The sequence below is a fragment of the Bacillus sp. FSL W8-0223 genome (assembly GCF_038006805.1).
In the GTDB taxonomy this organism is placed as follows: Bacteria; Bacillota; Bacilli; order Bacillales; family DSM-4216; genus Bacillus_O; species Bacillus_O smithii.
The window spans coordinates 2,344,260-2,370,657 of the sequence record NZ_JBBOVX010000001.1 but is presented as its reverse complement, the minus strand read 5'-3'; the positions used below and the strand labels follow the sequence as shown (position 1 = coordinate 2,370,657).

General features: G+C 41.7%; 27 protein-coding genes and 1 other annotated feature. Of the genes, 16 read left to right on the top strand and 11 right to left on the bottom strand.

Translation table 11 applies throughout. The features are described 5' to 3' along the window. Positions 1 to 10: 10 nt before the first annotated feature. A complete protein-coding gene (locus tag NST81_RS11515) occupies positions 11 to 1,372 on the bottom strand; it encodes an IS4 family transposase (protein ID WP_341027776.1) in 1,362 nt (453 codons plus the stop codon). 191 nt (positions 1,373 to 1,563) lie between these two features. Here NST81_RS11515 and NST81_RS11510 point away from each other — a divergent pair, with 191 nt between their 5' ends. Continuing rightward, on the top strand, positions 1,564 to 2,637 hold the full coding sequence (locus tag NST81_RS11510) for a DUF871 domain-containing protein (protein ID WP_341029921.1): 1,074 nt from the start codon (positions 1,564 to 1,566) through the stop codon (positions 2,635 to 2,637). Between the two features lie 405 nt (positions 2,638 to 3,042). Next, the gene (locus NST81_RS11505) at positions 3,043 to 3,912 is read left to right on the top strand and encodes a Cof-type HAD-IIB family hydrolase (RefSeq protein ID WP_048623631.1); all 870 of its coding nucleotides are present in this window, start codon (positions 3,043 to 3,045) and stop codon (positions 3,910 to 3,912) included. A gap of 281 nt (positions 3,913 to 4,193) precedes the next feature. Here NST81_RS11505 and pdxK read toward each other — a convergent pair whose 3' ends face one another. The 4 genes from pdxK to zwf all read right to left on the bottom strand — a co-directional run bounded on the left by pdxK (position 4,194) and on the right by zwf (position 8,221). Beyond that, positions 4,194 to 5,015: a pyridoxine/pyridoxal/pyridoxamine kinase gene (gene pdxK, locus NST81_RS11500; protein ID WP_003355250.1), complete on the bottom strand. Its 822-nt coding sequence runs from the start codon at positions 5,013 to 5,015 to the stop codon at positions 4,194 to 4,196. A 165-nt stretch (positions 5,016 to 5,180) separates the two neighbouring features. Next, on the bottom strand, positions 5,181 to 5,609 hold the full coding sequence (locus NST81_RS11495) for a YueI family protein (protein WP_341029920.1): 429 nt from the start codon (positions 5,607 to 5,609) through the stop codon (positions 5,181 to 5,183). 307 nt (positions 5,610 to 5,916) lie between these two features. Further along, positions 5,917 to 6,534 carry a cyclase family protein gene (locus NST81_RS11490; protein ID WP_048623629.1) on the bottom strand — a complete coding sequence of 206 codons (618 nt, stop codon included), beginning with the start codon at positions 6,532 to 6,534 and terminating at the stop codon, positions 5,917 to 5,919. 184 nt (positions 6,535 to 6,718) lie between these two features. Beyond that, positions 6,719 to 8,221: a glucose-6-phosphate dehydrogenase gene (gene zwf / locus NST81_RS11485; RefSeq protein ID WP_048623628.1), complete on the bottom strand. Its 1,503-nt coding sequence runs from the start codon at positions 8,219 to 8,221 to the stop codon at positions 6,719 to 6,721. 331 nt (positions 8,222 to 8,552) lie between these two features. Here zwf and rnz point away from each other — a divergent pair, with 331 nt between their 5' ends. Further along, entirely contained in the window at positions 8,553 to 9,491 is a 939-nt protein-coding gene (gene rnz, locus NST81_RS11480; RefSeq protein WP_040341756.1) for a ribonuclease Z, read from the top strand. 571 nt (positions 9,492 to 10,062) lie between these two features. Continuing rightward, positions 10,063 to 11,325, top strand: coding sequence for a group II intron reverse transcriptase/maturase (ltrA, locus tag NST81_RS11475; protein WP_003354109.1), 1,263 nt, complete (start codon positions 10,063 to 10,065; stop codon positions 11,323 to 11,325). Between the two features lie 98 nt (positions 11,326 to 11,423). Here ltrA and namA read toward each other — a convergent pair whose 3' ends face one another. Both namA and proC read right to left on the bottom strand, forming a co-directional pair. Then, on the bottom strand, positions 11,424 to 12,440 hold the full coding sequence (gene namA / locus NST81_RS11470) for an NADPH dehydrogenase NamA (protein ID WP_328202683.1): 1,017 nt from the start codon (positions 12,438 to 12,440) through the stop codon (positions 11,424 to 11,426). 186 nt (positions 12,441 to 12,626) lie between these two features. Further along, positions 12,627 to 13,496: a pyrroline-5-carboxylate reductase gene (gene proC, locus NST81_RS11465; RefSeq protein WP_255287997.1), complete on the bottom strand. Its 870-nt coding sequence runs from the start codon at positions 13,494 to 13,496 to the stop codon at positions 12,627 to 12,629. 62 nt (positions 13,497 to 13,558) lie between these two features. Further along, positions 13,559 to 13,771 (bottom strand) — a binding site (T-box leader). A gap of 258 nt (positions 13,772 to 14,029) precedes the next feature. On the opposite strand from proC, the gene NST81_RS11460 reads away from it, so the two are divergent. Then, positions 14,030 to 14,824, top strand: coding sequence for an SDR family NAD(P)-dependent oxidoreductase (locus NST81_RS11460; protein WP_048623625.1), 795 nt, complete (start codon positions 14,030 to 14,032; stop codon positions 14,822 to 14,824). Positions 14,825 to 14,926: 102 nt separating this feature from the next. Here the strand turns inward: NST81_RS11460 and NST81_RS11455 are convergent, their stop codons facing one another. Then, positions 14,927 to 15,103 carry a YqzH family protein gene (locus NST81_RS11455; RefSeq protein WP_003355241.1) on the bottom strand — a complete coding sequence of 59 codons (177 nt, stop codon included), beginning with the start codon at positions 15,101 to 15,103 and terminating at the stop codon, positions 14,927 to 14,929. 180 nt (positions 15,104 to 15,283) lie between these two features. Between NST81_RS11455 and NST81_RS11450 the strand changes: the two genes are divergently transcribed. From NST81_RS11450 to NST81_RS11440, 3 genes are all read left to right on the top strand, one after another. Then, positions 15,284 to 16,540 (top strand): Y-family DNA polymerase, encoded by a 1,257-nt coding sequence (locus NST81_RS11450; protein ID WP_327802861.1) that lies wholly within the window; start codon positions 15,284 to 15,286, stop codon positions 16,538 to 16,540. Between the two features lie 15 nt (positions 16,541 to 16,555). After that, entirely contained in the window at positions 16,556 to 16,879 is a 324-nt protein-coding gene (locus tag NST81_RS11445) for a YolD-like family protein (protein ID WP_270583134.1), read from the top strand. Positions 16,880 to 17,026: 147 nt separating this feature from the next. Beyond that, positions 17,027 to 17,356: an iron-sulfur cluster biosynthesis family protein gene (locus NST81_RS11440; RefSeq protein WP_048623622.1), complete on the top strand. Its 330-nt coding sequence runs from the start codon at positions 17,027 to 17,029 to the stop codon at positions 17,354 to 17,356. Between the two features lie 35 nt (positions 17,357 to 17,391). Here NST81_RS11440 and NST81_RS11435 read toward each other — a convergent pair whose 3' ends face one another. Beyond that, entirely contained in the window at positions 17,392 to 18,306 is a 915-nt protein-coding gene (locus NST81_RS11435; RefSeq protein ID WP_048623621.1) for an alpha/beta hydrolase, read from the bottom strand. 161 nt (positions 18,307 to 18,467) lie between these two features. Here NST81_RS11435 and NST81_RS11430 point away from each other — a divergent pair, with 161 nt between their 5' ends. Continuing rightward, positions 18,468 to 18,707, top strand: a complete 240-nt coding sequence (locus NST81_RS11430; protein ID WP_003355235.1) for a YqkE family protein — start codon at positions 18,468 to 18,470, stop codon at positions 18,705 to 18,707. A gap of 179 nt (positions 18,708 to 18,886) precedes the next feature. On the opposite strand, the gene NST81_RS11425 is transcribed toward NST81_RS11430, so the two are convergent. Together NST81_RS11425 and mciZ are read right to left on the bottom strand one after the other, a co-directional pair. After that, complete coding sequence (locus NST81_RS11425) at positions 18,887 to 19,798, bottom strand: aldo/keto reductase (protein WP_048623620.1); 912 nt, start codon at positions 19,796 to 19,798, stop codon at positions 18,887 to 18,889. 64 nt (positions 19,799 to 19,862) lie between these two features. Further along, positions 19,863 to 19,988, bottom strand: a complete 126-nt coding sequence (mciZ, locus tag NST81_RS11420) for a Z-ring formation inhibitor MciZ (RefSeq protein WP_082142307.1) — start codon at positions 19,986 to 19,988, stop codon at positions 19,863 to 19,865. 242 nt (positions 19,989 to 20,230) lie between these two features. On the opposite strand from mciZ, the gene NST81_RS11415 reads away from it, so the two are divergent. From NST81_RS11415 to NST81_RS11385, 7 genes are all read left to right on the top strand, one after another. Then, on the top strand, positions 20,231 to 20,782 hold the full coding sequence (locus NST81_RS11415) for an NUDIX hydrolase (RefSeq protein WP_048623619.1): 552 nt from the start codon (positions 20,231 to 20,233) through the stop codon (positions 20,780 to 20,782). A 210-nt stretch (positions 20,783 to 20,992) separates the two neighbouring features. Next, on the top strand, positions 20,993 to 21,628 hold the full coding sequence (gene spoIIM / locus NST81_RS11410; RefSeq protein WP_048623618.1) for a stage II sporulation protein M: 636 nt from the start codon (positions 20,993 to 20,995) through the stop codon (positions 21,626 to 21,628). Positions 21,629 to 21,739: 111 nt separating this feature from the next. Continuing rightward, positions 21,740 to 22,216, top strand: a complete 477-nt coding sequence (gene fur, locus NST81_RS11405) for a ferric iron uptake transcriptional regulator (RefSeq protein ID WP_003355230.1) — start codon at positions 21,740 to 21,742, stop codon at positions 22,214 to 22,216. A 143-nt stretch (positions 22,217 to 22,359) separates the two neighbouring features. Then, positions 22,360 to 22,578, top strand: a complete 219-nt coding sequence (locus NST81_RS11400; protein WP_003355229.1) for a YqzK family protein — start codon at positions 22,360 to 22,362, stop codon at positions 22,576 to 22,578. 6 nt (positions 22,579 to 22,584) lie between these two features. After that, the gene (gene xerD / locus NST81_RS11395) at positions 22,585 to 23,478 is read left to right on the top strand and encodes a site-specific tyrosine recombinase XerD (RefSeq protein ID WP_003355227.1); all 894 of its coding nucleotides are present in this window, start codon (positions 22,585 to 22,587) and stop codon (positions 23,476 to 23,478) included. 254 nt (positions 23,479 to 23,732) lie between these two features. Beyond that, entirely contained in the window at positions 23,733 to 24,917 is a 1,185-nt protein-coding gene (deoB, locus tag NST81_RS11390) for a phosphopentomutase (protein ID WP_327796640.1), read from the top strand. A gap of 133 nt (positions 24,918 to 25,050) precedes the next feature. Next, on the top strand, positions 25,051 to 26,355 hold the full coding sequence (locus NST81_RS11385) for a pyrimidine-nucleoside phosphorylase (protein WP_341029916.1): 1,305 nt from the start codon (positions 25,051 to 25,053) through the stop codon (positions 26,353 to 26,355). Positions 26,356 to 26,398: the final 43 nt, after the last annotated feature.

Sequence of the window (26,398 nt, the reverse complement as noted above, 5' to 3'; positions counted from 1 at the left end):
TATTAGTAACTCAACTTTCGCACACAGAAATATTTAAGCATTGCTTGATATAATTAGGTATAGTGGCCAACCATTTATTCATTTGATTTTTAAAGATGTCCATGTTCAAAGAAACCTCGGCTTCCGCCAAAGTTTGGAAAAGGTCAATAAGTGATTGAAGGGCAGTAATAAAATCTATGTCTTTTACATCTTCGCAAAGGATGTAAAAAAGGTTGCCAATCGTCTTAGGATCCTCCTCTTTTCGCATTTGCCAAGCAATGAGAATATATCGTGTAAAAACAATGGTTGTATGGCTAATTAACATGTCGTAGGAACGTCCCTGGAATTCTTTCTCTAAATTTAAAAGGGATTTATTGCATTTGAAGAAGACTTCAATGTCCCAACGCATGCCGTAAATACGAATGATCTCTTCATTTTCTAATGTTGTATCTGTGCTGAGAATGGCAAGCCATTCGCTCCGTTTATTACGGTTTCGTACAAATAGAATTTTTACTGGAATTCCATTGTCTAAAGTAGCATAAACGGATCCGCGAATGTCTTTTTTACCCATGTGAGGTTTTGCCAATTTGTAAAGTTGATTCAGTGTGAAACGTTCACCATTGTAAACGTATCGCTGCTTTAATTGCTTCACCAAGCCAATGACAAATAACCCTTTGTTCGTAATCTTCTCAATTAAAGGCGCTTGTGTAAACCAGGAATCCATGAGAACATAGTCAGCTATAATCCCTTTTTCAAGCGCATGATCAAGTAAAGCTGAAGCCACGTCCGGTTTTGATTTCAGAGCTTCCTGGCGACGCTTATAGCCAGATGTTCGTTTATCAATATCGGTATTGATTTCTTGCAGGCGATTTTCCTTTTTCGGTGAACTTAGAAGAGCAAAATCAACGGGAATAAAAGTAAAACTATCGGTCCAGCCAAGGGTAAGCATTTGAAACCCTTTCAAGTACTGATGGGTAGAGTGATCAAAAACCTTAGCCAACAGTTCAACCGACTTACTACGGTTTCTTGAAAAGACAGAATCATCAATCACAAAAGCTGTGACACGATCTTTTGAAGTTAATGGTTGAAGCAGACGGATCATTTCACTGCTTAATGAAAGCAGAAACTTTCTCCAATGATAGGTTGGTGTATTTAAAAAGCGATAGACTGTATCCTTTCCGGGCAGATCCTGAGATCGTTTACTCATAAAAGCACGAAACCAGTTCTTATATTGGAAGACTAAAAGAAAAATCAGTTTGAAAACAGTAAGACAAGAATACCCGGAAAGTTTCGTAATATTCGCTTTTCTTAAATGATATCCAATATTTAATTCGGAAAATCCTTGTTTAATTTCTTTTGGTAATTGCGCAAAGTAGTCTTTATTCGTTATCATAGTGGTGACACCTTTCTTTTGGATTTGGTTTCGTCACCAATATTTTACCAAAAGAATAGGTGTCTTTCTTTATGTTTTAAAAAATGTCAAATGATAATTTTGTACTTCCCAAAACCATTTACATCAAGCATTTAAACAAGATTTTGGACTGCGAAAGCTGAGTTAGTAAGATTTGAAAAGGAGCAATAGTGATGCGTGGAATATCGATTTACTTATCAGATTCAATCTCTCGTCATGAAGGATATATTGCCAAAATGAAATCAGCGGGCTTTACTTCGATCTTTACTTCTTTGCAGATTCCTGAAGAAAATCCGGATCTTTCTGTAAAACGTTTAAAAGAGCTGGGGGAATTGGCTAAAAAATATGGGATGGAATTAACGGTGGATATATCTCCGAAATCGCTCAAGCGTTTAGGCTGCACATGGGAATCAATAGACAGGCTTACGTCTTGGGGATTAACGGGTTTGCGCATCGATTACGGAATCAGTGAAGAGATCATCGTTGAATTATCTCGTAAAATGAAGATTGCTTTAAATGCAAGCACGTTAACAAAGGAGGGGATGAGACGCTTAAAGTCGTTAGGGCTATGCATTGAAAATACGGAAGCATGGCATAATTATTATCCTCGACCTGAAACGGGATTGGATAGAAAGGATTTTTCGCTGCAAAATGACTGGCTGCAAAAGGAAGGAATTCTTGTTGCGGCCTTTATTCCCGGAGATGAGGAAAAGAGAGGCCCTTTGTATTCAGGATTGCCGACATTGGAAGATCATCGCTATTCTTCACCTTTTTTAGCGTTTCTCGATTTAAAAATAAATGAGAGCGTTGATAAAATCTTGATCGGTGATGTTCGGATCAGCGAGAAAGCATTGGAACAGTTTTCTACATTCAATCAAAATATTTTTTTGCTGCGAGCGAAACCCTTTGTTCAAAATGATATCCTTCAAAAAGACATTTCTGTAGTGCAAACGAATCGAGTAGATGCAGCAAGAGATGTGATCCGTTCTCAAGAATCACGCGAAAATGGGTTAGTTGGTAAACCATTATTGGAGCCTATCCATACAATCGAGCGAAAAAAAGGGTCCATTACAGTAGATAATCTTCTGTATGGACGTTATCGAGGAGAGATTCAAATCGTAAAACGCGATTTGCCGGCAGATAAGAAAGTAAATGTAATCGGAAAGGTCATCGATGAGGATTTGCCCCTTTTGCCATTTATAAAAGGCGGAACAAAGTTTAAGATTAAATGGATGGACATCGAATAGACAATTTTTTTTGCGTGAATGAAATTTATAAGTATTTTATAATTTCGTAAAAGGCCCTTAATAATTCTTTTTTAATATAGAAAGTGTAAGGAAACCAATTGATCGCTTGATTTGAACCTCGAATCACTCAATCGCCCCCTTACAACAGCGTTAAATTCTTTTCATCGTCCAAGAAGGTGATTCAAAAAATGGCGGATTCGAAAGGCATATCGGAAAGAAAAATCGAGTACATATGATGAAGAAATGTTAATTGAATGGTTCCCGTTTATTTAAACATTTTTTTAAGCATTGGAACCTGCTGGTAAGAAAAAATTCGAAAGGAGATTCATGAACAAAGGAGAAAAAGAAGATGGAGGACAATTTGAAAAAGATCACCGAATATAAGCGAAGAAAGGTGTGGACCTCATGATTCGATGCATTGCATCTGATATGGACGGGACCTTATTAAACTCCAAACAACAAATTAGTCCGGCAAATCGTGACGCGATTCAATTAGCTCAAGAGCAAGGAGTCGAATTTGTGATTGCAACGGGGCGTTCTTATCAAGAAGCAAAAGAGGTTTTAGACGAAGCAGGGATCCGTTGTACAGTGATTGGGTTAAACGGTGCGGAAGTAAGAAATGAAGCAGGTGAAATTACTCATAGATCTGTCATTAGCGCCAAAACTGCCTCTCAAGTGGCGGATTATCTTGAAAAATTCGGGCTTTATTATGAATTTTTTACCAATAAAGGCATTTTTACAGAAGACTATGAAACAAGCATCGAAATGTTGGTGGATATTTTCCAATCGGCTAATCCCGAAGTTTCAGAAGAAGAAATCCGCATCCATCTTAAAAATCGCGGTGATATTCGACATATCCAAAACGTATACGACTCAAAAGAAATTTTCAATGATCCTTCCATTCGTTTTTTTAAAATATTGGCATTCGATAAAAAAGAGTCGCTGTTTGAAGAGCTCAGCACCAAGCTGGAGTATGAACTGGACGATATTCACGTGACGTCGTCAGGGTTTCGCAACATTGAAATCAACCATATCTCCGCACAAAAAGGTATTGCCTTGGAACGCTTTGTGAAAGAAAAAGGAATTTCTTTACAACATACGATGGCGGTGGGAGATAATTTGAATGACCTTTCGATGTTAGAAAGAGTCGGTTTTCCGATTGCGATGGGAAACGCGGTACAAGCAGTGAAAAATCTTTGTCCGTATGAGACAAGTAAAAACGATGAAGATGGCGTAGCCAAAGCGATACATAAGATTTTAGAAATCTGTAAATAACCAAGAATGGACCAGATATCTTTCATCCATGGAAAAAGAGGCTTTATTGAAGATGGCTGATCCTTTATATTGGCGTGATTGTATTTCCAATCTTATGGCTGAAAACATTTTTATGTAGCCGTTTGTTGATCCGATTATTCAATGCACACCTACCTGATTGCTGACATCATCCAGCGGCTAAAATCAAAGATAATAACAAACATCCTAGGAAATGAAAAAAGGCATGCAGGGTTATAACATGCCTTTTTTCATCATGCATTTCTATGTGCTGGTTTAGCATTTCATACGGTTGCTTTAGAAACAAATCGGGTATAAGCACCGTGCATAACCGGGCCAACATACTGATTCAATTTAAAGCCGTGTTCAATTGCTGCATGAACAAAATCTTTTGCAAAACGGACGGCTTCTTCCACTGAGCTGCCTTTTGCTAGTTGAGCTGTGATGGCGGCGGCAAAAGTACAGCCTGCACCGTGATTATAAGTGGTATCAATTTTTTCCGATTCAAATACACGGAAGTTTTGACCATCGTAGAATAAGTCAACGGCTTTTTCGTGCTGCAGCTGTTTTCCGCCTTTGATCACGACATTTTTGGCCCCTAATTCATGGATTTTCACAGCCGCTTTTTTCATATCCTCAATCGTTTTAATAGGGCCGGTTTGTGCTAATTGCCATGCTTCAAAAAGGTTTGGAGTGACAATCGTTGCACGCGGCAGCAATAATTCGCGCATCGCGTCTGTATTTTCAGGTTGAAGAACTTCATCTTCTCCTTTACATACCATCACCGGATCAATCACGACTTTATCTAAATGATATTCATCAATTTTACGGGCGGCGAGTTCAATAATGTCGACAGATCCGAGCATACCCGTTTTCATGGCGTCAATCCCGACGGAAAGAATGGTTTCTAATTGCGGTTCAACCGTTTTTACATCCACCGGAAAAACGTTATGATGCCAGTTGTTTTTTGGATCCATGGCAACAATGGAAGTAATGGCTGTCATTCCATAGACGCCCAGCTCTTGGAATGTTTTCAAATCAGCTTGAAGACCGGCTCCACCACTGGAATCCGAACCAGCAAGCGTAAAGGTTTTCTTTAAACTCATAACCCACATCTCCTTCATAGCAACGATTATGAATAGGACTAGTCTATCTTTAGAATATATTTTTCGATTAGAAAAGACAAATATGAGATACTTTTTTTGTTTATGAAGGCATATAGGAAAAAAGAATCTCCAATCGTTAAGCAGGATTTCATTATTGAATCATTTTTATTTAAAGATTTTAGAAAACAAGCCATTCTTTTTCTTTTTTTGTTCTGTAGAGGCTGGCTTCTTTTTGGATGCCCAAATCATTTCTTTGTCGACCGCGTGTTTATGAGCGACTACCAAGCCGATATCCGTTTCTGCTTCATGATTTTGGATGATGGTATAAGAAATATTTTGGTCGTTGGCCAGCCTGACATATTTGCTAATATGAGAATAGTCTATTTTTCCGTTTAAAAGCAGGCGGACGCCGGGTTTTTGGATCCATTCTTTCACTTCCGGATAGATGTCCGGCTCTTGTACTTGGCTAATCGTCAAGGCACCTTCCACGCGCTCTCGAAACGTTCCTAAAAATCGTTTTCGCTCTTCAGGTTTCAGTTCTTTTTTTCCGTATAATCCTTCTTTTAACACGTCATCGATCTTTTTTCCAACCACTGGAACCGCCTCCTAAGCTAATATTTTCAAGCCTATATTATGTTGGCTGGTTTAGTTACACCTATTCGGGATGGCTGAAAAAGGTTCAAATATCGGTCAAGATGGCCGTTTTTTCCTAAAGATAATGGATCATGAAAAGAGTCCATTTTCATCAATAAAAGAAATTTGACGATCAAGGCAAAACCCCGATGAATCTAAACGGATAGATAGGCAGGAAGTTCCAGGCGAAATGGGGATGACGAAACATGATTACCAAAAAAAGAACAGCCTGTGAAGCGCACAAGCTGCTCTTTTTCATCGCATTTCTTTATTTCCAATTATCCAGCAAAAGAACTCGGGCTGGAGAGGCATCCGTTCCTTGAATATTTAAAGGGGCCGCAATCATAAAATAGGACCCTTCTTCCACGTCCGCCAATTGAAGTCCTTCGATGACCACGATGTCTTTGTCCATCAGAGCACGATGAGTGGGGTGCTCCGGCTGAGCACGTTCTATGCCTAAGGAATCGATGCCGACACCGGCGATTCCGATTTCCGCCAAGTAGCGGGCTGCATCTTCAGCAAGATAAATGAAATCAAAATTAAATTCTTTATCAAACGAGTTTTTCGTTTTCAATAAAATAAAGTCGTCTTTTTGAATATCCGCATTTTCTACATCTGATTTCGTAATTTTTTCATGGACATGTGTCAAATCGATCACTTTGCAAGGACGAACGAGTTTTTCGATCGAGATCGTTTCAATCGTTTTTCCGTCGTTCATCATATGGAGCGGAGCATCGACATGTGTACCGGTATGTACGTCCATGCAAATTCGTGACTCCGTTACATGGCCATTTGTTTGAGTGGTAATCGATGGCTGTTTTTCCGGCTTATTTTTATAAACCGGCATTCCTTCATAAATTGGAGCAGTTATGTCAATAATTTTCAATTTTATAACCTCCTTTTCTTTTTGCACGGTTCGGTTTGACTCGTTCGGATTCCCGCTTGAAAGAGTCTTTGACGTAAAATGCCTAAGTATTGGATGGCAGTGAACGGTGGCAGTATGTGTATCCAATGGATAGGCATGACGGCAATCATCAGCGGAAAGAAAATGACCGCTGATGATTGGATTTTTATTGACAATTGTCTACATCAAGCCGATCAATAGGCCACCAGAAGAATCCGTCTTTTTCAAGCAGTTGGTCAGCTTCTTTCGGTCCCATAGAACCAGCTTCATAATTAGGGAAATGGGCGGAAGTGTTGGCCCATACTTCAGAAATTTCATCGACAAAACGCCATGAGAGGGAAACTTCATCCCAGTGGGTAAAGTTGGTCGCATCTCCCCGAATGGCATCGTATAAAAGCTTTTCGTAGGCTTCAGGCGTGTTGATGGCGTCAAAACTGTTATTTCCAAAGCTTAGTTTGATTGGAATCATGCCCGTGCTCTGACCGCTTTGTTTTGTGTTTAAATGAAGGGTGATTCCTTCCTCAGGCTGAATATGGATCACAAGCAGATTAGGGGACAATGGTTGATCCATCTTGTAATAAAGATTCATCGGGACATCTTTAAATTGGACGACAATTTTCGTTGATTTCGTAGCCATCCTTTTTCCTGTTCGAATGTAAAAAGGTACGCCGGCCCAGCGGAAATTGTCTATCATGACTTTCCCGGCTACAAACGTTTCAGTATTGGAATGAGGATCGACGTTCGGTTCTTCCCGATAAGCGACCACTTCTTTGCCATTAATGACTCCTTTTCCGTATTGGCCGCGGACGAAGTACTCGTGCACTTGATCTCCTTTTATTGGACGAAGCGCGCGCAAAACTTTTACTTTTTCGCTGCGGATTTCATCTGTTGTCAATTTAATCGGTGGTTCCATGGCAAGCAGCGCCACCATTTGCAGCATATGGTTTTGGAACATATCGCGCAGTGCACCGCTGTTTTCGTAATACCGTCCTCGTTCTTCTACTCCCAGCGTTTCGCTGGAAGTCACTTGGATGTTTGAAATGTAGCGGTTGTTCCATAATGGTTCAAAAAGGGCATTAGCAAAGCGGATCGCTTCGATATTTTGCACCATGACTTTTCCTAAATAGTGGTCAATCCGATAGATCTCAGATTCGGAAAAGGCCGTTCGAATTCGTTTATTCAATTCGATGGCTGATTCTAAATCATGGCCAAACGGTTTTTCGATGACGAGACGGGTGAATCCATTTGTGTCTGTCAATCCGTCTTTTTTCAAATGTTCGGCGATCGTTCCAAAAAATTCCGGAGCCATTGCCAGATAAAAGATCCGGTTCCCTTCAAGGTTGTATTGTTCATCCAATGTTTGTGCCAACTTTTTCAAAGCAACATACGACTCTGAGTCTGACACATCATGAGGCTGATAATAAAAATGGGAAATAAACTCATCGATATTGTCCACTTTTCCGATTGAAGCAATAACGGAGTCTTTTACATGGGATTGGAAGGTTTCTTTTGACCATTCTCTTCTGGCTACGCCAATGACGGCAAATCGCTCTGATAATTTCTTTTTTCGAAATAGATGGTAAAGAGAAGGAAACAGCTTTCTCTTCGCTAAATCCCCTGTTGCACCGAAAATCATAATTAAAGTTGCTGGAGATTCTGATTGTTTCACTGTATATGACCTCACTTTTTACATCTTTTATGTAACAAAAGTTTGCTGCTGTTTAAAGGATGTTCTATGCACTGTTAGTTTTCGCCAAACAGGCTAAAACCAAACACCTCTTTTCTATTTCCAAAGCATGAACATTTTATCCTATACAGGTATTTAATTTTAGACGTTCTGACGCCTTTAGGCAACTATTATGCGCAAGGATTGCCGTGAAAAAGGAGATGGATGACGTTGTTTTAGATGGCAAAATTCATGTTTTGTTGGAAAAAGACGTGCATTTATGACAGAATGGAAGAACGGAAAACAGGTAGTTTGTTAAAAGGGTGTGAGTTGTTTGGAATTGTTGTTTTTAGGAACAGGAGCGGGTGTACCAGCCAAAGCAAGAAACGTCAGTGCCTTGGCTTTAAAACTCCTCGCTGAACGAGGAACGGTGTGGTTGTTCGATTGTGGAGAAGGAACACAGCATCAGATTCTTCGCACATCGTTAAAACCGAGAAAAATTGAAAAAATTTTTATTACCCACTTGCACGGTGATCATATTTTCGGTCTTCCGGGGCTTTTGGGAAGCCGTTCGTTTCAGGCAGGGGAGACTCCTTTGACGGTATACGGACCTAAGGGTATTGCCGATTTCTTGCGCGTCAGCTTGGAGGTCAGCGAAACGAGGCTGCGCTATCCGCTCATCATTGAAGAAATTGAAGAGGGAATCGTTTTTGAAGATGAGCAAATGATCGTGGAAACACGGCTTTTGGAACACGGGATTCCATCGTACGGGTATCGGATTACAGAAAAGGATAAACCCGGTGTTTTGCTTGTAGATAAATTAAAAGAAATGGGAATTATGCCGGGGCCTCTTTATAAAAAAATAAAAAATGGCGAAACAGTTGTGCTCGAAGACGGCCGCGTCATCGACGGAAAAGAATTTGTCGGACCTTCCAAGAAAGGAAAGGTCGTCGCCATTCTTGGCGATACCCGTCCTTGCCAAGCTGCTGTAGATCTGGCTAAGGATGCGGATATGCTTGTTCATGAAGGCACATTTTCCGCTGAAAGTGCAGAGATGGCGTATGAATATTTTCATTCGACCACGGCTCAAGCAGCTGAAATTGCCAAAAAAGCGAATGCAAAAGCGTTGTGCTTAAATCATGTCAGCTCCCGTTATCCTGTGGAGGAATGGGATCACTTGCAGAAAGAAGCGGAATCGATTTTTCAGCCGACTGTATTGGTTCATGATTTTATGGAAGTCAAAATCGAAGACATCACAAAAAAGGAAGGCTGATCTTTTAGCCTTCCTTTTTTGTGTGCGCCCGGCATGGGTGTAATCTATAGGGTGAAAGTCCCGAGCTGCGAAGGCAGAAGTAGCAGTTAGCTTAACGCAAGGGTGTCCGTGGTGACGCGGAATCTGAAGGAAGCGGGCGGCAAACTTCCGATCTGAGGAACACGAACTTCATAGGAGGCTAGGTATCACTGGGTGAGTTTGCACAACAAAACAAAGCCCTTTCTGCCGAAGGTGATACAGAGTAAATGAAGCAGATGGATGGAAGGAAAGATTACACTCTTACCCGGGGAGGTCTGATGGATACGTGAAGTACCCTTCATAACCTACTTAGTGATAAGTAGCTGAGCCATCAGAAGTCAGCAGAGGTCATAGTACGAATTGGTCTAGAACAATTCGGAAGGACTGAACAATTAAGAGAGAATAGCCCTTTGCATTCAGTGTGTCATGTTGAACACAGAAAACGTAGTACCTCACTTGAGGAAGGAAACGGTGAATCCCGTGGGGGACCTCTTGGAGGGTGGAGTGACCACTGGCATAAGAAGATAAGCTATTCACGGAAGGAAGAATAACAATGCTTTTGAATCAAATCCTGTCACGGGAGAATATGCTTTTAGCTTTACAAAGAGTAGAAAAGAACAAAGGTAGCCATGGAGTAGATATGATGCCCGTACAAAACCTACGTCAGCACATAGTCGAAAACTGGATATCCATTAAAGAAGCTATTCTCAAGGGTACCTATGAACCAATGCCTGTTCGAAGAGTCGAAATCCCGAAACCTGATGGCGGTGTTCGGTTACTAGGTATTCCAACCGTAACAGACCGTTTGATTCAACAAGCAATTGCCCAAGTATTATCGAGGATATATGACCCTATGTTCTCCGAACATAGTTATGGGTTTCGTTCAAATCGAAGTGCTCATGACGCAGTTAGGAAAGCAAAAGGCTATATCAGAGATGGTTATAGATGGGTAGTAGACATGGATTTAGAAAAGTTCTTCGATCGAGTGAATCATGACAGGCTGATGAGTACATTAGCCAAGACTATTAAAGAAAAGCCACTATTGAAGCTAATCCGCAAATATCTACAAGCTGGTGTCATGATTAATGGTGTGGTATCTAGGACAGAAGAAGGGACGCCGCAAGGTGGCCCCCTAAGCCCTTTACTTTCGAATATTGTACTAGATGAACTAGACAAAGAATTAGAGAAAAGAGGGCATAAATTTGTTCGTTATGCCGATGACTGTAATATTTACGTGAAGTCAAAACGGGCTGGTGAAAGAACCATGGCTAGTGTCAAACGATTTATTGAGGGAAAACTTCGTCTAAAAGTCAACGAGAAGAAATCTGCGGTTGACCGACCATGGAAACGAAAGTTTCTAGGATTTAGTTTTACACCTTCAAAAGAGCCAAAAGTTCGGATTGCCAAGCAAAGTCTAAAACGAATGAAGAAAAAGGTGCGAGAAATCACGTCAAGAAAAATACCATACCCAATGGAATATCGGATTAAGAAACTTAACCAATATCTACTTGGATGGTGTGGATATTTTGCATTAGCAGACACAAAGAGTATCTTTGAAGATTTGGATGGCTGGATTCGACGAAGACTCCGGATGTGTTTATGGAAAAACTGGAAGACCTCAAAGACCAGGATACGCAACCTCATAAAACTAGGAGTTCCTGAATGGAAAGCTTATGAATGGGGGAACAGTCGTAAAGGTTATTGGCGAATCTCAAAAAGTCCCATATTACACAGAACCCTTGGAAACTCCTATTGGAGTAACCAAGGGCTTAAAAGTCTACAGAAACGTTATGAATTCTTGCGTCATTTATCTTGATTGAACCGCCGTATACGGAACCGTACGTACGGTGGTGTGAGAGGACGGGGGTTAATCACCCCCTCCTACTCGATTGGATAAAAGAGGATGAGATCTTTTTACCAGCCTCGGCTGTATTGAACAGGTGCTTCGATTGCAGCATTTAATTCTTTTGCAGCTTTGCGTGGCCAATAAGGCTCGCGAAGCAATTTGCGTGCGAGGAAAACAAGATCGGCGCGATCATTTTGCAAGATTTCTTCGGCTTGAATGCTGGAAGTAATCAAGCCTACTGTTCCAACTGGTATCCCGGCTCCGTGTTTAATTTTTTCCGCAAATGGTACTTGATAGCCCGGATAAGCATGGATTTTGGCCGGAACGACTGCTCCAGAGCTGACATCGATTAAGTCCACGCCTTGTTCTTTTAATTGTTTAGCAATTTCCACGTAGTCGTCAGGGGTTAATCCTTTTTCGTGGTAGTCGTTAGCCGATACCCTTACAAACAAAGGACCATCCCAGACTTCTTTCACCGCTTTGATCGTTTCTATTAGAAAACGCAAGCGGTTTTCCGCTGAACCACCATATTCGTCCGTCCGCTTGTTGGACAGCGGGGAAAGAAATTGGTTGATTAAGTATCCGTGCGCCGCATGGATTTCAATTACGTCAAAACCGGCTTCTTTGGCCCGTCTTGCTCCTTCTTGAAAGGCGCGAATCGTTTTTTGTATATCTTCTTTTGTCATTTCTTTCGGCGTTTTGGATGTTTCGTTAAAGGCAATCGCTGACGGCGCATAAATATCGCCTTCCAAATCGGCTTTTCTGCCCGCGTGCCCTAATTGAATGCCGATTTTGGCTCCATGTTTTTGGACCATGGAAACAAGTTTGGCAAAGCCTTCAATATGGTCGTCGCTCCATATGCCCAAATCTTTAGGAGAAATTCTTCCTTCCGGCAACACGGCAGTCGATTCTACTATGATTAATCCGACTTGGCCGACTGCCCGAGTTGTGTAATGGACATAATGCCAGTCTTCCAAAAAACCTTGTTGATTTTCAGCCGAATACATGCACATCGGTGACATGACGATCCGGTTTTTGAAGGTTACATTTTTCACCGTATACGGTTCAAAAAGTTTTACTGCCATTTTATCTCCTCCTTTTTGACGCACTTTTCATTATAACAATTTTTTTCATTGATTATAAATAATCTGATTTTCCCGATCGACATAATCCAATAAGCCTAAAAGAAAAGGGCGTAATCCTTTTTTGACGGATCAGCCCTTTAAGAGAAAACATCCTCAGTATTGCAAGAATGAAAGGCAGCAGTGACTTTACCGGTTGGATATTTGTTTTAGAAAAGGAAGTCCCAGTTTTTTGGATTGAGCAGTCGCGGCTTTGATGCAATCGATCACAGCTTCTCTCATTTGTCTTTCTTCCAAGACGCGCAGGCCGGCTTCAGTGGTGCCGCCGGGACTGGTCACTGCTTTGCGCAAATCTTCTGCTTTTTGTCCGGTTGTCGAAAGCATTTTCGCTGCTCCTAATAAAGTTTGGATGATCAACGGTTTGGCGGTATCTTCATCCAAGCCGATTTCAGCGGCTGCTTTTTCCATCGCTTCTACCAGATAATAAATATAAGCAGGGCCGCTTCCTGATAAACCGGTTACGGCATCAATCTGATCTTCTTCTACGATGGCCGTTAAGCCAATGGCTGAGAAAAGATTCAAGGTGTATTTTTGCTGCTGCTCCGTTACATGGCGGTTCAATACGATTCCAGTTGCTGATTGCCCGATTGCGGCTGAAGTATTAGGCATTGCGCGGACGACGGCGCAAGGAATTTCCAACGTTTCCTCAATAAAAGAGATGGATACACCGGCAAGCACGGAAATAACAAGTACAGTGGAAGGAACGTGAGGCTTGATCGCTTCCAGCGCCTCTTTGGCGTCTTTTGGTTTCATAGCCAAGATGACGACATCGGCTTCCCGTAAAGCTTCGTCAAGGCGGTCCCGGCCACAAGAGGAAATGCCGTACTTTTCCTCTAATTCTTGCAAACGTTTTTGGTTGGATCGATTTGTCACAATTACTTCTTCTTTTATCAGTGCCTTTTGGCTGAGTCCGCCGGCAATGATGGCTTCTGCCATAGAACCGGCGCCGATAAAGACGACTTTCATGTTGTTTTCCTCCTTTAGAACGTTTTTAGTCAAGAGCAGATGATGGGAATATTTTTTGCTTTTTTCTATTTCAAATAAAAAAACCTTTCATCCTTTAAAAGGACGAAAGGGAATCTTCCGTGGTACCACCTTTATTTGCAAATGGAATCATTTGCACGCTCGTTTCCGTTAACGCGGGATAAACGGTCAAGTATCTTGACAGCTCATAAGGTAGGTTCAATAGAAAAGAGGATGATGAAGCTTCGCAGCCCAGGAGCTTCACTCTCTTACATCATTTTCTATTTACTGGCCTTATTCATTGCTTTTTGCTTCACACGATTATTACAAAATTATGCAAAAAAAAGACCTCATTGTCAAGGGCTATTTTCGGAAAAAACTGACGATTAGAAGCGCTTTTGAATGAAGAAAACAGCACTTTTGCCACGGTTCCCAGCCAATGATTATGTATGAAAAGTTGTTTCCAACGCCCTTAGACATTCTAAACATTTTGTGTTTTATTGAGCGGAAAAATGGTATGATGATGGGTAGCAATCCTGCCATATTTCCTTATGGAGGTGAAGTATTTTATGAATCCGCGGATTCACGGAAAAAACGTGGTGATAACCGGCGCTTCAAGCGGGATCGGCGAACAGATGGCGATCAAAGCGGCAGAAAGCGGGGCTAATCTTGTGCTGCTTGCTCGTCGGGTAGAAAAGCTGGAGGAACTGAAGTCTTTTCTTGAATCCCGCTATTCCAATAAAGTGTGGATCCATTCTTTGGACGTCTCTGAACGGGAAAATGTTGAAGCGGTTTTTTTGGCTATTTTTGCAGAGGCCGGAAAGATAGATGTTTTAGTCAATAATGCTGGTTTCGGGATTTTTGAAGAAGCCCATCTTGCCAAATGGGGAGACATTGAAAGGATGTTTGCTGTCAATGTGCTCGGATTAATTTCCTGTACCCAAATGGTGATTGAGCATATGCAAAAAAATCGTTCCGGCCATATTGTTAACATCGCCTCTCAGGCCGGGAAAATCGCAACGCCCAAATCGAGCATTTACGCGGCGACAAAACATGCCGTTCTAGGGTTTTCCAACAGTTTGCGAATGGAGCTTTCTACATACGGCGTCTTTGTGACAACGGTTAACCCCGGGCCGATTGCGACCAACTTTTTTGAAATTGCTGATCGTTCCGGCACTTATGTGCAAAATATCCAACGCTTTATGTTGAAGCCGGAAAAAGTGGCCGAAAAAGTGGTGGCTGCCATGCTCACGAATACCCGCGAAATTAATCTTCCAAGATGGATGAACGCCGGAAGCGTTTTTTATACGCTGTTTCCTCGGCTTGTAGAAAAGGTTGGCAAAAACGCATTTTTTAAAAAATAGTTTCTTCAAAGGCTGGCTCTAGAAAGGGCTGCCTTTTTCTTTTTGAAAATATTAGAAGCGGATTGCGGTTGAAAGCCTCTTGAATTAGGGGAGGATCGCTTTTTACTTGGTTATATATTCGTAAACCACATCTTCCGTGATTTCATGCAGTTCTCCTTTCTCGGATTTCTGCCTGATCATCACTTCTTTTGCAAGATCTTTCAGTTCCTTATCGGTCAATTCCGGACTTTTATATTGCTGCAGTTTTTTTTGAATCATAAGGATAATCATCTTTTCCATCTATCTATCACCTGCCTTTATCCCGTATCCGACGGATCAATTCCTTTGATTATTATAAACCGAATTTGGCAATTATTAAGTGGTTTTCCATTGAAAATAAATTGATGCAGAACGTATATTCCCCTAGAATAAAGAATATATTAGAACAAACGTTCGCTAACAAAGGGGTGGCAAAAGCGAATGAATGATTTGGCGCTTCCAAAGGAAAATATTCTTTGTATCGATATTAAAAGCTTCTATGCCAGCTGTGCGGCTGTCATGCACGGCTTGAATCCGCTGGAGTGCTACTTGGCGGTCATTAGCGATAAAGAAAGGAAGGGAAGCCTCGTTCTGGCTGCTTCTCCAAAACTGAAAAAAGAATTTGGCATCCGCACCGGTTCTAGGTTGTTTGAAATTCCGGATGATCCGAGGATTGTGTTGGTTGAGCCGAATATGGAAACGTATTTACGCATTTCAACGGAAATTACGAAAGTCTTTAATCGATACGTTCCGAAAGAATCCATTCAAACGTATAGCGTGGACGAAAGTTTTGTAAAAGTGGATGGAGCTTTTCATTTGTGGGGAGACAGCGAGACGATCGCCAGAAAAATAAAGGATGATCTTGAAAGGGAGTTTCAATTGCCTGCTGCGATTGGAATCGGCTCCAATATGCTTTTGTCAAAGCTGGCTTTGGATTTGGAAGCGAAAAAAACGGGAATTGCCAGATGGACATATGAGGATGTTCCCGAAAAATTGTGGCCGGTTTCTCCTTTGAGCAGTATGTGGGGAATCGGAAAACGACTGGAGAAAACGCTCAATCGCATGGGCATCTTTACGGTCGGACAGCTGGCGAACTACCCATTAGATGTACTGAAAGCCAAATTTGGCATCATGGGAGTTCAGCTTTACTACCATGCTTGGGGAATTGATTTGTCCCATATTGGCGCTCTTGTTTCTGAAAATCAGAAAAGTTTCGGAAACAGTCAAATTTTGCTGAAAGATTATACAAGAGAAGAAGACATTCAACACGTATTGTTGGAGATGTGTGAAGAAGTAGCCAGAAGAGCAAGGGAACATAAAAAAGTCGGAAAAACGATCAGTCTTAGCATTGGGTTTAGCCATAAAGAAAACGGAGGAGGCTTTGCCCGTTCCCGGACGAGGGAAGAGCCGACGAATTCCACAATGGAACTGTACGAAACGTGCTTGGCATTATTCCGCGAACATTACAACGGCCAGACCGTAAGGCAAATTTCTGTTTCACTCTCTCATTTGTCCGATGACGGCGAATTACAATTAAGTTTATTTGAACCAAATCGTTGGCGACAAAAACAGCTGGGCTATGTCGTCGACCGCTTGCGTCGGAAATACGGATCCCATATTTTGCTTAGGGCCGTTTCTTATACCGAAGCAGGAACATCAAGAAGGCGCGCTCGATTAATGGGCGGACACAAAATATAGAAAGAAGGGGTTGTCATGATCAAGGACAGAGGAAATATAAAATGGACATCCATGATGCTTCCTGAACATGTGGAAATGCTGCGCCAATGGGTAAAAGAAGATCAAGCGGAACCGCAGAAAGAACTGGATGAGCAGCAGCTTGAATTTTTAAACGAGGCGCTGCTTGAAGCGATGGAATTTCATCATACTGTTACGATCACCTATTACTCTCACCGCCGCTATCAACAAATAACCGGTATAATCCATTCCTGCAACGAACAGGAACAAACCCTTCATTTGGCAGATCACACCGGAAAAGTTCACTCTATCCCACTCAATACGATTATTGATATATACTGATAAGAGAAGTCCTCCATCCAAATGCTCTTTCAGCAGAAAACGGTTATGGATTTTCGTGAAAGATCATTTTGCAAATGAGTTGAAAGCGGAGGTTGAATGGATCCGAAACGGGAGCACGCCTCCACTTGAAAGAAAGGGGAAAAAACGATGAACATCACCATAACGGAAAAAGCTGCAGAAGCTTTAAAACAAAAAATGAAAACACCATCCAGTTACATCAAATTGCATTATGACACAGAAGGATGCGGCTGCTCTGTCGACGGTGTGCCCGTTTTATGGCTGGTCGATTCCAAGAATCAAGAAGATGAAGTAGTCGAAACCAATAAATATCCTATTTTAGTGGAAAAATCCAAAAAACTCTTTTTTGATGATTGCTTAACGCTTGATTGGAATCCAAACGGCACATTTCAATTAAAAAGTGCGAACGAGATTTTAAATGGTTGGATGACGTTTGTGGATAAGACAGGTCGAGATTAACGGGAAAAGAGGGTCTTGCAGTCAAGATGAAAGAGTTAAAGCGGGAGGCCGACAGTATCGTGCAAAAACTCCCGGACCACATTTTCATATTCTTCCGGATTTTCGAGATAGGAACGGGCGTGGGCTCCTTTTTTAGCCAAATACAATTTTTTAGGCCCTTTTTTCCGTTCATATAATTCTTTTGACATATCCGGAAGAATATAATCGTCTTCTTCGCTATGGATAAATAAGACCGGATGGCGAATAGCACTGACCGCGGCAAGGGGAGAAATCGATTTTAAAGAAAAACCATCCCGCCATAATACCAACCATTCCGCAAGTTGAACAAGGGGCTTAGGGGCAAATCCTAATTCTTGTTTCATTTGGCGGGCGATTTGTTTGCGAAAATCAGAGAAAGGGCAGTCAGCGATATAAAAATCGGCGCGGTCTTCAATCTCGCCTGCGTATAAAAGCGCGGTCGCGGCGCCCATCGATTCGCCGTGGATCCCGAAATAGACGCCGTCGCCTTCCCGCTTGATCAGCTCATCTACTACGGCTTTTAAATCATGCTTTTCATAAAATCCATAGCTAGTCGTTTTGCCGCCCGATTCTCCATGGCGGCGGTGGTCGTAAATCATGCCGTTGAAACCAAGTTTTAAAAATAAATTCAAATATTTGATTGAACTGATTTTATTTTCTGTCACACCGTGGCAAAAGATCATAAATTTTTTATGAGGATACGGGCGGATCAAGACTGCTTTTAACGAATAACCAAATGGCGACGAAATCCAAAACTCTTCTTTTGGCAGCCGATTAAATTCCTCAGGGTGAAACTGTTTTGCATCCATTTCCCGTTTTAAAATGAACGGATCATCCTTTTTCTTTATGTATAAAAGGCGATTGGAAAAATAATATCCAACACCTGCAGCCGCAGCCAAACAAGCAGTTAATCCCGATTTCCATTTCTTCATTTTTCATCCCTCCCTAAGGTTGAACTAAGTATAGCAGATTCCCTGCACTGCCGGAAGTGATGCTGTCGGGGAAAGAAAATCGATATAGCAAAGTGAAAATCTTTTGTTTGAAAGCCGAATTCGGTATGATGAAAGAAAGAACAGAAGAAAGGAAGTTCGTCATGAGAAAGGCAAAGGAAAAGAAAGTCGATCAAGAATCCCAGCTAACATTAAAAGACGCTCTCAATGAAGAAATATTAAAGCAGCTAAAGATGACGCAAAAAGAACTTGAAAAGCAGGAAGAAATGAAGAAAAAAGCAGAAGCAGAAAAAAAGCGCGAAGAAAGAAAAAGAAGAGAAAAAAATAAAAGTTTTGAAGAATTGCTGAATGAAAGCCGATTAGATTGGAAGAATTTTAAATAAAATTCCTGCCTGCACACGGCTGGCAGGCCGATCATTCCTCAACGGAAAGGAAGCGGGAATCTGCGAGATTGGCCGTTGCTTCCTTTCTTGCTGAAAAGTACATAACATGAATCAAATCAGGATATTGAAAGGGATTAAAGAGAGGCCGCGCAAAAATCTTCCACGCCTCCCCTTGAGGTTTAGCGGTGCTGTTCGTACAGGTCAGTTTTGGTCATCTTTTTTAAGAAAGAGTATTCTTCTTCAGAAAGCGGCGGACGATTAACAGCCCGAACATTTTCTTTCAGTTGTTCAACAGAGCTGGCTCCGACAACGACAGCAGCCACTGCGGGATGGGATAAGTTGAATTGAAGAGCAACCTCCGTTAGAGTCCGAGTGTTTTGAAAATAGTCTTCGATTGACGATAGGAGGTTTTTCAATTCCGGATAGGAATAATTTAAGTATCCGGAGTCATCTGCTTTTTCGCGCCAGCGTGTGCTCAGCAGTCCTTTGGCAACAGGGCCGCGCGTGACGACGCTGATTTGATGTTCGTGCAGAAGCGGAAGAGCTTCTTCTTCCGGTCTCCGGTCTAAAAGATTGTATTGCATCATGACGCTGACAATGTCAGAGTGTTTGACGTATGCGCGAATCACATTCGGACGGATGGAGGAAATGCCGTAATGCCGGATGATTCCTTCTGCTTTCAGCTCCTCAAAAGCTTCAATGGTCTCTTCTATCGGATCGTCGATCGTTCCTCCGTGCAATTGATAAAGGTCGATATAATCGGTGCCTAAACGGCGAAGGCTGTCTTTCACTGCTTCTTTTATATAAGATTTGCTGGGGTCCCAATGCCAGCTGTCTTTTTTATCATTCCAGCGGTTTCCCACTTTTGTTGCGATGATCACTTGATCTCGCACACTTTTTAACGTTTGTCCGACTATTTTTTCGTTTTCGCCGTAATCATATAAATCGGCCGTGTCAAAATAATTGACTCCTTCATCAAGAGCTGCTTCTATAATCGTTCTTGCTTGTTTTGCATCGGTGCCTAAAGACATGCATCCCAGCCCTAATTTGCTGACCATAAGAGCGGAACGGCCCAGCTGTCTTTTTTCCATGGTATATAACACCACCTTTTTCTTTTATAATATCGAATCGAGAAAAGAGAAGACAATGTTCTTTTTAGAGTCGCTTTTTCAGCAATTCTGTTACCCATATATGATGTTTGGCGTATTGTTTTAGCATAGAGCAAATTTCCCGCGCTTTTCCTGTCAGTATGAGTCTTTCTTCTCCTATGTACACTCTCATTTTCTATCCTCCCGGTACCGCTTATTTCCGCAAAATGTGGAACAGCAGCAGCCAAATCCTCCACACCGTTTTTGTTTATTTAGAGAAATGTGTTTGTTTCCATAGTGATGTCATTTTGGAAAGTTTCCGATTTTTAGCCGATATCAAGAAAACACCACAGATCGGTAATCGCTTTATGGTACACTTTATGATGGGAAAAGCAGAATAGAACAAAGGGGTCCATGAAAAGAGGAGTGGTGAAAATGTCGCGTTTGGAAGAAAAAACATTGTCAACGGAACCCATTTTTGAAGGAAAGATTATTAAAGTTCAAGTAGACGAAGTGGAACTGCCGGATGGAAAACGATCGAAGCGGGAAATTGTCAAGCATCCCGGAGCCGTAGCCATCCTTCCTATTACACAAGATGGAAAGATTGTGATGGTGGAACAATACCGAAAGCCGTTGGAACGGACGCTTGTGGAAATTCCGGCGGGAAAACTGGAACCGGGGGAAGACCCGGAACAAACTGCTCACCGGGAATTGGAAGAAGAGACCGGCTATGTATGCGAAAAATTAACCCATATTATTTCATTCTACACGTCACCGGGATTTGCAAATGAAATCGTTCATCTGTATTTGGCAGAAGGATTAAGCAAAAAAGAGAATGCCAAAGCCGCTGATGAAGATGAATTTGTGGAATTGATGGAAATGACTTTGGAGGAAGCAGAACAATATATAAAAGAAAACAAAATAGCAGATGCGAAAACGGTTTATGCGATACAGTATTTGAAATTAAAAAAAGGCCATCGTCTCTGAACCTATCGCGAATCTTCCAAAAGAAATAATAAAAAAGCAAACACCATCGAGAAGCTGGCCGAAAGTTAGGTGAGCTTCTTTTTAAACTTTTTCTTAAAGATATGGACGTTGTCGGACGTTTTTTAGCTTCTGATGACTCAGGACGCTTTTGGGGTATAAAACAGAATGGGACAGCATACAGTGTAGTAACTAAATTTAGGAGGAAAACATATGCAGAAAAAGACCACGTCCCATTCTATCGTTCAACATGTACAAGCCAATTCCTCAATTTATTTGTTTATCATGACGCTTTTTCTGATGGGGATCGTATTTGGCGCGGTGATTGTCAACAGCCTTTCGTACGTCCAAAAAGAAGATTTGTTTTATTATTTGCAGCGGTTTTTTGGACAAGTTTCCAAAGGAAATATCGCTGCGAGCGAAGACCTTTTTCAGCAAAGTTTTTGGCATAATTTAAAATATTTAGGGCTTATATGGGTGCTTGGCATTTCCATTATCGGCTTGCCGTTGATTTTTATATTCTTGTTTATGAAAGGAATTGTCGTCGGCTTTTCCGTCGGTTTCTTAGTGAATCAGATGGGCTGGAAGGGATTCTTAGTTAGTATTGCGGCGGTGCTTCCTCAAAATTTGTTTATCATACCCGCTTTTATTTTAATAGCGGCATCCGCTGTCGCGTTTTCTTTGCAATTGATCAAAAAAATCTTCGTCCATCAGTCAGGGCATTTTCCTATTTTGCCGATGTTTTCGCGATATGTGATCTATTTTATCATTGCGGTTGGGATCGTGACCATCGCGGCAAGTGTCGAAGCTTACTTATCGCCTAGCTTAATGAAAATGGTATTAAAATAATGATTATTAAAAAAGAATATCTTTTGCTATCAAATGAAAATGATTTTATTTTGCTTATTCCTCCCTTTTTGTTATAATAAGAAAGACATCGGCTAGGGAGGGAAAACATAAATGGAAAGCCGAATTGAACGAATCAAAAAACAATTACATTCCGCAAGTTATAAACTAACACCACAGCGGGAAGCGACGGTTCGGGTGCTATTGGAAAATGAAGCCGACCATTTAAGCGCTGAAGATGTTTACCTCCTAGTGAAAGAAAAATCACCAGAAATAGGGCTTGCGACTGTTTACCGAACGCTGGAACTTTTAACGGAATTAAAAGTGGTAGACAAAATCAATTTTGGCGATGGCGTCTCCCGATACGATCTTCGGCAAGAAGGGGCAGCCCATTTCCATCATCACCTTGTCTGTATTGAATGTGGAGCAGTGGATGAAATCCAAGAAGATTTACTGGAAGAAGTAGAAGCGATCGTTGAAAAACGCTGGAAATTTAAGATTAAAGACCATAGGCTTACTTTTCACGGCATTTGCCATCGTTGCCAAGAAAAAGCGGAAAAAGAAAATCGTGAAAAACAGCATGCCAACTAAAAACCTTCATTATTTGGAAGGTTTTTTTATTTTCTCCTTAAAATTTCAAGAATGATGTATAAACCTCCGTAAAATCGTCATAGCCTGTAATAAAAACGATTTGTTTTTTTGGCGAGACAAGCTATGGTCCGGGAGGCATGTGAATGTTTCGAACGATTTGGCAGACAATTAAAGTGTTTCTACTTTTTACAGGATGCACGATTTTCTTTTACTATGGTATTATATGGATAAGTCAAGAGTATCAAACGAATCATCGATACGAAAAGCCAAAAGGTTCCGCGGTCAAAGTTTTTCAATCCGTGGAAGATAATCATGTTCATTGGCAAGATCGATTGCTACTTTTTTATCATGATGGGGAGTAATGGGCTGTGAATGACTATTTACAAGATTTTCTTCACTTTTTAATTGTGGAAAAAGGATTGGCCAAAAACACAATCGTTTCTTATGAACGGGATTTGAAAAGCTATTTGCATTACTTGCAAACGGTGGAGCAAATCACCGATGTGAATCAGATCACTAGAATTCATATCATTCAATTTCTTAACCACTTGAGAAAAGAAGGGAAATCCGCCAAAACATTGGCAAGGCATGTTGCTTCTCTTCGCTCCTTTCATCAATTTTTATTAAGAGAAAAAATGGCGGATCAAGATCCTTCTGTTCATATAGAATCCCCTCATCTTGAACGTTCCCTGCCGAAAGTGCTGACATTGTCAGAAGTGGAGGCGCTTCTAGAGGCTCCGGATAGATCTAAGCCCTCGGGATTGAGAGACGCGGCCATGCTGGAGCTGCTTTATGCTACCGGGATACGCGTGAGCGAGCTGGTAAATTTGAATTTAGACGACCTTCATCTCACAATGGGATTTTTGCGCTGCATTGGAAAGGGAAATAAAGAAAGAATTATTCCGGTCGGAAAAACGGCTCTTCATGTACTGGATCAATATTTGCAATACGGCCGTCCGAATATGCAATCAAAAAAATATCGGACAGATGCCTTATTTTTGAATCATCATGGAAACAGGCTGACAAGGCAAGGGTTTTGGAAAATTTTAAAAGGTCTGGCCAAAAAAGCGAATATTGAAAAAGAATTAACCCCCCATACGCTAAGGCACTCTTTTGCCACTCATTTGCTGGAAAACGGAGCCGATTTAAGAGCTGTACAGGAAATGCTGGGGCATGCGGATATTTCCACTACTCAAATCTATACCCATGTCACCAAAACGCGTTTGCGGGAAGTGTATTCCAAATTCCATCCGAGAGCGTAAATAACCGGTCAACCTCCATTACAAGTTGTTTTTGAAAACGGGCATAGGTTAAAATGTAAGTAGACTTGGTGGCAATGAAGAGAAACCGAGGAAGCCGGTCTTTATGAAAATGAGGAAGAAACTGCTGGATAAAGAAATGAAATCGTTTTAAAAAGGGGGCTCTTGATCCGAAATCGATTGATTAAAGCGGGTGGAAACCTGATCGACCGGTTTTCGATCAAGTCATGACATCGATGGATAAGGAGGTTGTACAGGTGGAAAAAGGTACATATAAACGTGTTCATTTAATCGTGATGGATTCTGTAGGAATAGGGGAAGCTCCCGATGCTGAAAAATTTAACGATAAAGGCGCAGATACGCTTGGACACATCGCAGAGCGTATGAATGGCTTGAACATGCCGAATATGGCGAAGTTGGGCTTAAGTAATATAAGACCGTTAAAAGGAATTCCAAAAGCAGAAAAACCGCTGGCTTATTATACAAAGATGCAAGAAGCATCAAAAGGAAAAGATACGATGACAGGGCATTGGGAAATCATGGGGCTCCGAGTTGACAAGCCTTTTAAGGTATTTCCGAATGGATTTCCCGAGGAATTAATTCGCCAATTGGAAGAAAAAACAGGCCGGAAAGTGATTGGAAACAAACCGGCTAGCGGTACGGCCATTATAGAAGAACTGGGAAAAGAACATATGGAAACCGGGGCTTTGATTGTTTATACGTCTGCCGATCCGGTTTTACAAATTGCCGCCCATGAAGAGATTGTACCGTTGGATGAGTTATATAAAATTTGCGAAATTGCCCGAGAGTTGACGTTAGATGAAAAATATAAAGTGGGACGGGTGATTGCACGCCCATTCATCGGTGAACCGGGCCATTTTACTAGAACGTCCAATCGCCATGACTATGCGTTAAAGCCATTTGGCCGTACTGTTATGAATGAATTGAAAGACAGCGGCTTCGATGTCATCGCGATTGGGAAAATTTCTGATATTTATAATGGCGAAGGGGTGACCGAAGCCATTCGGACCAAATCCAATATGGATGGAATGGATAAATTCATTTCGGTCTTTGATCAAGATTTTACCGGTTTGAGTTTTATCAACTTGGTAGACTTTGATGCTTTATACGGTCATCGCAGGGATCCGATCGGATACGGGAAAGCACTTGAAGAATTTGATGCCAGATTGCCTGAAGTATTCGACAAAATGACGGATGAAGACTTGTTGATTATCACAGCGGACCACGGCAATGATCCAATTCACCACGGAACGGATCATACACGCGAATTTGTGCCGTTGCTCGTTTACTCCAAACGTTTTCATGGAGGAAACGAGCTGCCGATCAGAAAAACGTTCGCAGACGTCGGGGCAACTGTGGCGGATAATTTTCAAGTCCGTATGCCGGAGCATGGGGAAAGCTTTTTACCCTATTTAAAATGAATGAACAGGATCAAATGGTTCTGCCCTCATGAAAGGGTATTGTACGGCAATTTCATCAGGAAAAGCATGAAAAAGCGATGGATGGAACGAAGTATAAAATAACATTGAAATCTTTCAAAAGCGGTGAGAACAGATGAGAATGGTAGATATTATTGAAAAAAAGAGAAACGGAAATGAGCTTTCTACAGAAGAAATTCAATTTTTTATTAACGGCTACACAAAAGGAGAAATTCCGGATTATCAAGTAAGCTCGTTGTTAATGGCCATATTTTTTCAGGGAATGACAGAAAGAGAGCGCGCAGATTTGACGATGGCGATGGTGCGTTCCGGTGATCAAATCGATTTATCGGCGATTCACGGAATCAAGGTCGATAAACACTCTACTGGAGGAGTGGGCGATACGACGACGCTTGTACTTGGACCGCTTGTGGCTTCGGTTGGCGTACCGGTTGCTAAAATGAGCGGGCGCGGTTTGGGCCACACCGGCGGCACCATTGATAAACTAGAGTCTGTACCCGGTTTTCACGTAGAAATTGACAATCAAGAATTTATAGAACTCGTAAACCGAAATAAATTGGCTGTTATTGGGCAAAGCGGGAACTTAACGCCTGCAGATAAAAAATTATATGCTCTCCGAGATGTAACGGCTACGGTAGACAGTATCCCGCTGATAGCCAGTTCCATTATGAGCAAAAAAATCGCCGCAGGTGCCGATGCCATTGTACTGGATGTCAAAACCGGGGCGGGTGCCTTTATGAAAACAAGGGAAGAGGCGCGTCAGCTTGCGGAAGCGATGGTTCGCATCGGCAATCAAGTTGGACGCAAGACGATGGCCATCATTTCGGATATGAGTCAGCCCCTTGGCTATGCGATCGGCAACGCATTGGAAGTAAAAGAGGCGATGGATACATTAAAAGGGGAAGGACCGAAAGATTTAACCGAACTTTGTTTAACTTTAGGCAGTTACATGGTCTTGCTGGCAGAACAAGCAAATACGCTGGAAGAAGCGCGTGAGAAACTGCTTACGTCCATTCAGAATGGATCGGCATTGCATACGTTCCGAACTTTCTTGGCTGCCCAAGGAGGCGATGCTTCTGTAGTGGATCAACCGAATAAACTGCCGCAGGCAAAGTACCAAATCGACTTGCCTGCTAAGGAAGACGGTTATATAGCAGAGATGGAAGCGGACAGCATTGGAACGGCAGCAATGTGGCTGGGGGCAGGAAGAGCCACAAAAGAATCGACAATCGATCTGGCAGTGGGTCTTGTCCTGAAGAAAAAAATCGGCGACGAAGTCAAAAAAGGCGAATCGATCGTCACCATATACAGCAATCGCGAAGATGTTGAAGATGTAAAAGAAAAGTTATATGAAAGCATCAAGATTTCCAAAGAAAAAGTGACGGCACCGACGTTAATATACGAAGTCATTTCAAAATAAAAACGGCTAGCATCGCTTTTATGAGGCTGGCTTCTCCCAATTC

What these genes read in the sequence shown, in the direction of transcription:
- NST81_RS11455 (WP_003355241.1), bottom strand. Translation starts at nt 15,103, where the DNA reads ATGGAAAAGATGATTATCCTTATGATTCAAAAAAAACTGCAGCAATAT.
- ltrA (WP_003354109.1), top strand. Translation starts at nt 10,063, where the DNA reads ATGCTTTTGAATCAAATCCTGTCACGGGAGAATATGCTTTTAGCTTTA.
- NST81_RS11460 (WP_048623625.1), top strand. Translation starts at nt 14,030, where the DNA reads ATGAATCCGCGGATTCACGGAAAAAACGTGGTGATAACCGGCGCTTCA.
- NST81_RS11385 (WP_341029916.1), top strand. Translation starts at nt 25,051, where the DNA reads ATGAGAATGGTAGATATTATTGAAAAAAAGAGAAACGGAAATGAGCTT.
- NST81_RS11430 (WP_003355235.1), top strand. Translation starts at nt 18,468, where the DNA reads ATGAGAAAGGCAAAGGAAAAGAAAGTCGATCAAGAATCCCAGCTAACA.
- NST81_RS11445 (WP_270583134.1), top strand. Translation starts at nt 16,556, where the DNA reads ATGATCAAGGACAGAGGAAATATAAAATGGACATCCATGATGCTTCCT.
- NST81_RS11400 (WP_003355229.1), top strand. Translation starts at nt 22,360, where the DNA reads ATGTTTCGAACGATTTGGCAGACAATTAAAGTGTTTCTACTTTTTACA.
- namA (WP_328202683.1), bottom strand. Translation starts at nt 12,440, where the DNA reads ATGGCAGTAAAACTTTTTGAACCGTATACGGTGAAAAATGTAACCTTC.
- NST81_RS11515 (WP_341027776.1), bottom strand. Translation starts at nt 1,372, where the DNA reads ATGATAACGAATAAAGACTACTTTGCGCAATTACCAAAAGAAATTAAA.
- NST81_RS11440 (WP_048623622.1), top strand. Translation starts at nt 17,027, where the DNA reads ATGAACATCACCATAACGGAAAAAGCTGCAGAAGCTTTAAAACAAAAA.
- mciZ (WP_082142307.1), bottom strand. Translation starts at nt 19,988, where the DNA reads ATGAGAGTGTACATAGGAGAAGAAAGACTCATACTGACAGGAAAAGCG.
- NST81_RS11510 (WP_341029921.1), top strand. Translation starts at nt 1,564, where the DNA reads ATGCGTGGAATATCGATTTACTTATCAGATTCAATCTCTCGTCATGAA.
- NST81_RS11415 (WP_048623619.1), top strand. Translation starts at nt 20,231, where the DNA reads ATGTCGCGTTTGGAAGAAAAAACATTGTCAACGGAACCCATTTTTGAA.
- NST81_RS11450 (WP_327802861.1), top strand. Translation starts at nt 15,284, where the DNA reads ATGAATGATTTGGCGCTTCCAAAGGAAAATATTCTTTGTATCGATATT.
- fur (WP_003355230.1), top strand. Translation starts at nt 21,740, where the DNA reads ATGGAAAGCCGAATTGAACGAATCAAAAAACAATTACATTCCGCAAGT.
- NST81_RS11505 (WP_048623631.1), top strand. Translation starts at nt 3,043, where the DNA reads ATGATTCGATGCATTGCATCTGATATGGACGGGACCTTATTAAACTCC.
- pdxK (WP_003355250.1), bottom strand. Translation starts at nt 5,015, where the DNA reads ATGAGTTTAAAGAAAACCTTTACGCTTGCTGGTTCGGATTCCAGTGGT.
- NST81_RS11435 (WP_048623621.1), bottom strand. Translation starts at nt 18,306, where the DNA reads ATGAAGAAATGGAAATCGGGATTAACTGCTTGTTTGGCTGCGGCTGCA.
- NST81_RS11425 (WP_048623620.1), bottom strand. Translation starts at nt 19,798, where the DNA reads ATGGAAAAAAGACAGCTGGGCCGTTCCGCTCTTATGGTCAGCAAATTA.
- spoIIM (WP_048623618.1), top strand. Translation starts at nt 20,993, where the DNA reads ATGCAGAAAAAGACCACGTCCCATTCTATCGTTCAACATGTACAAGCC.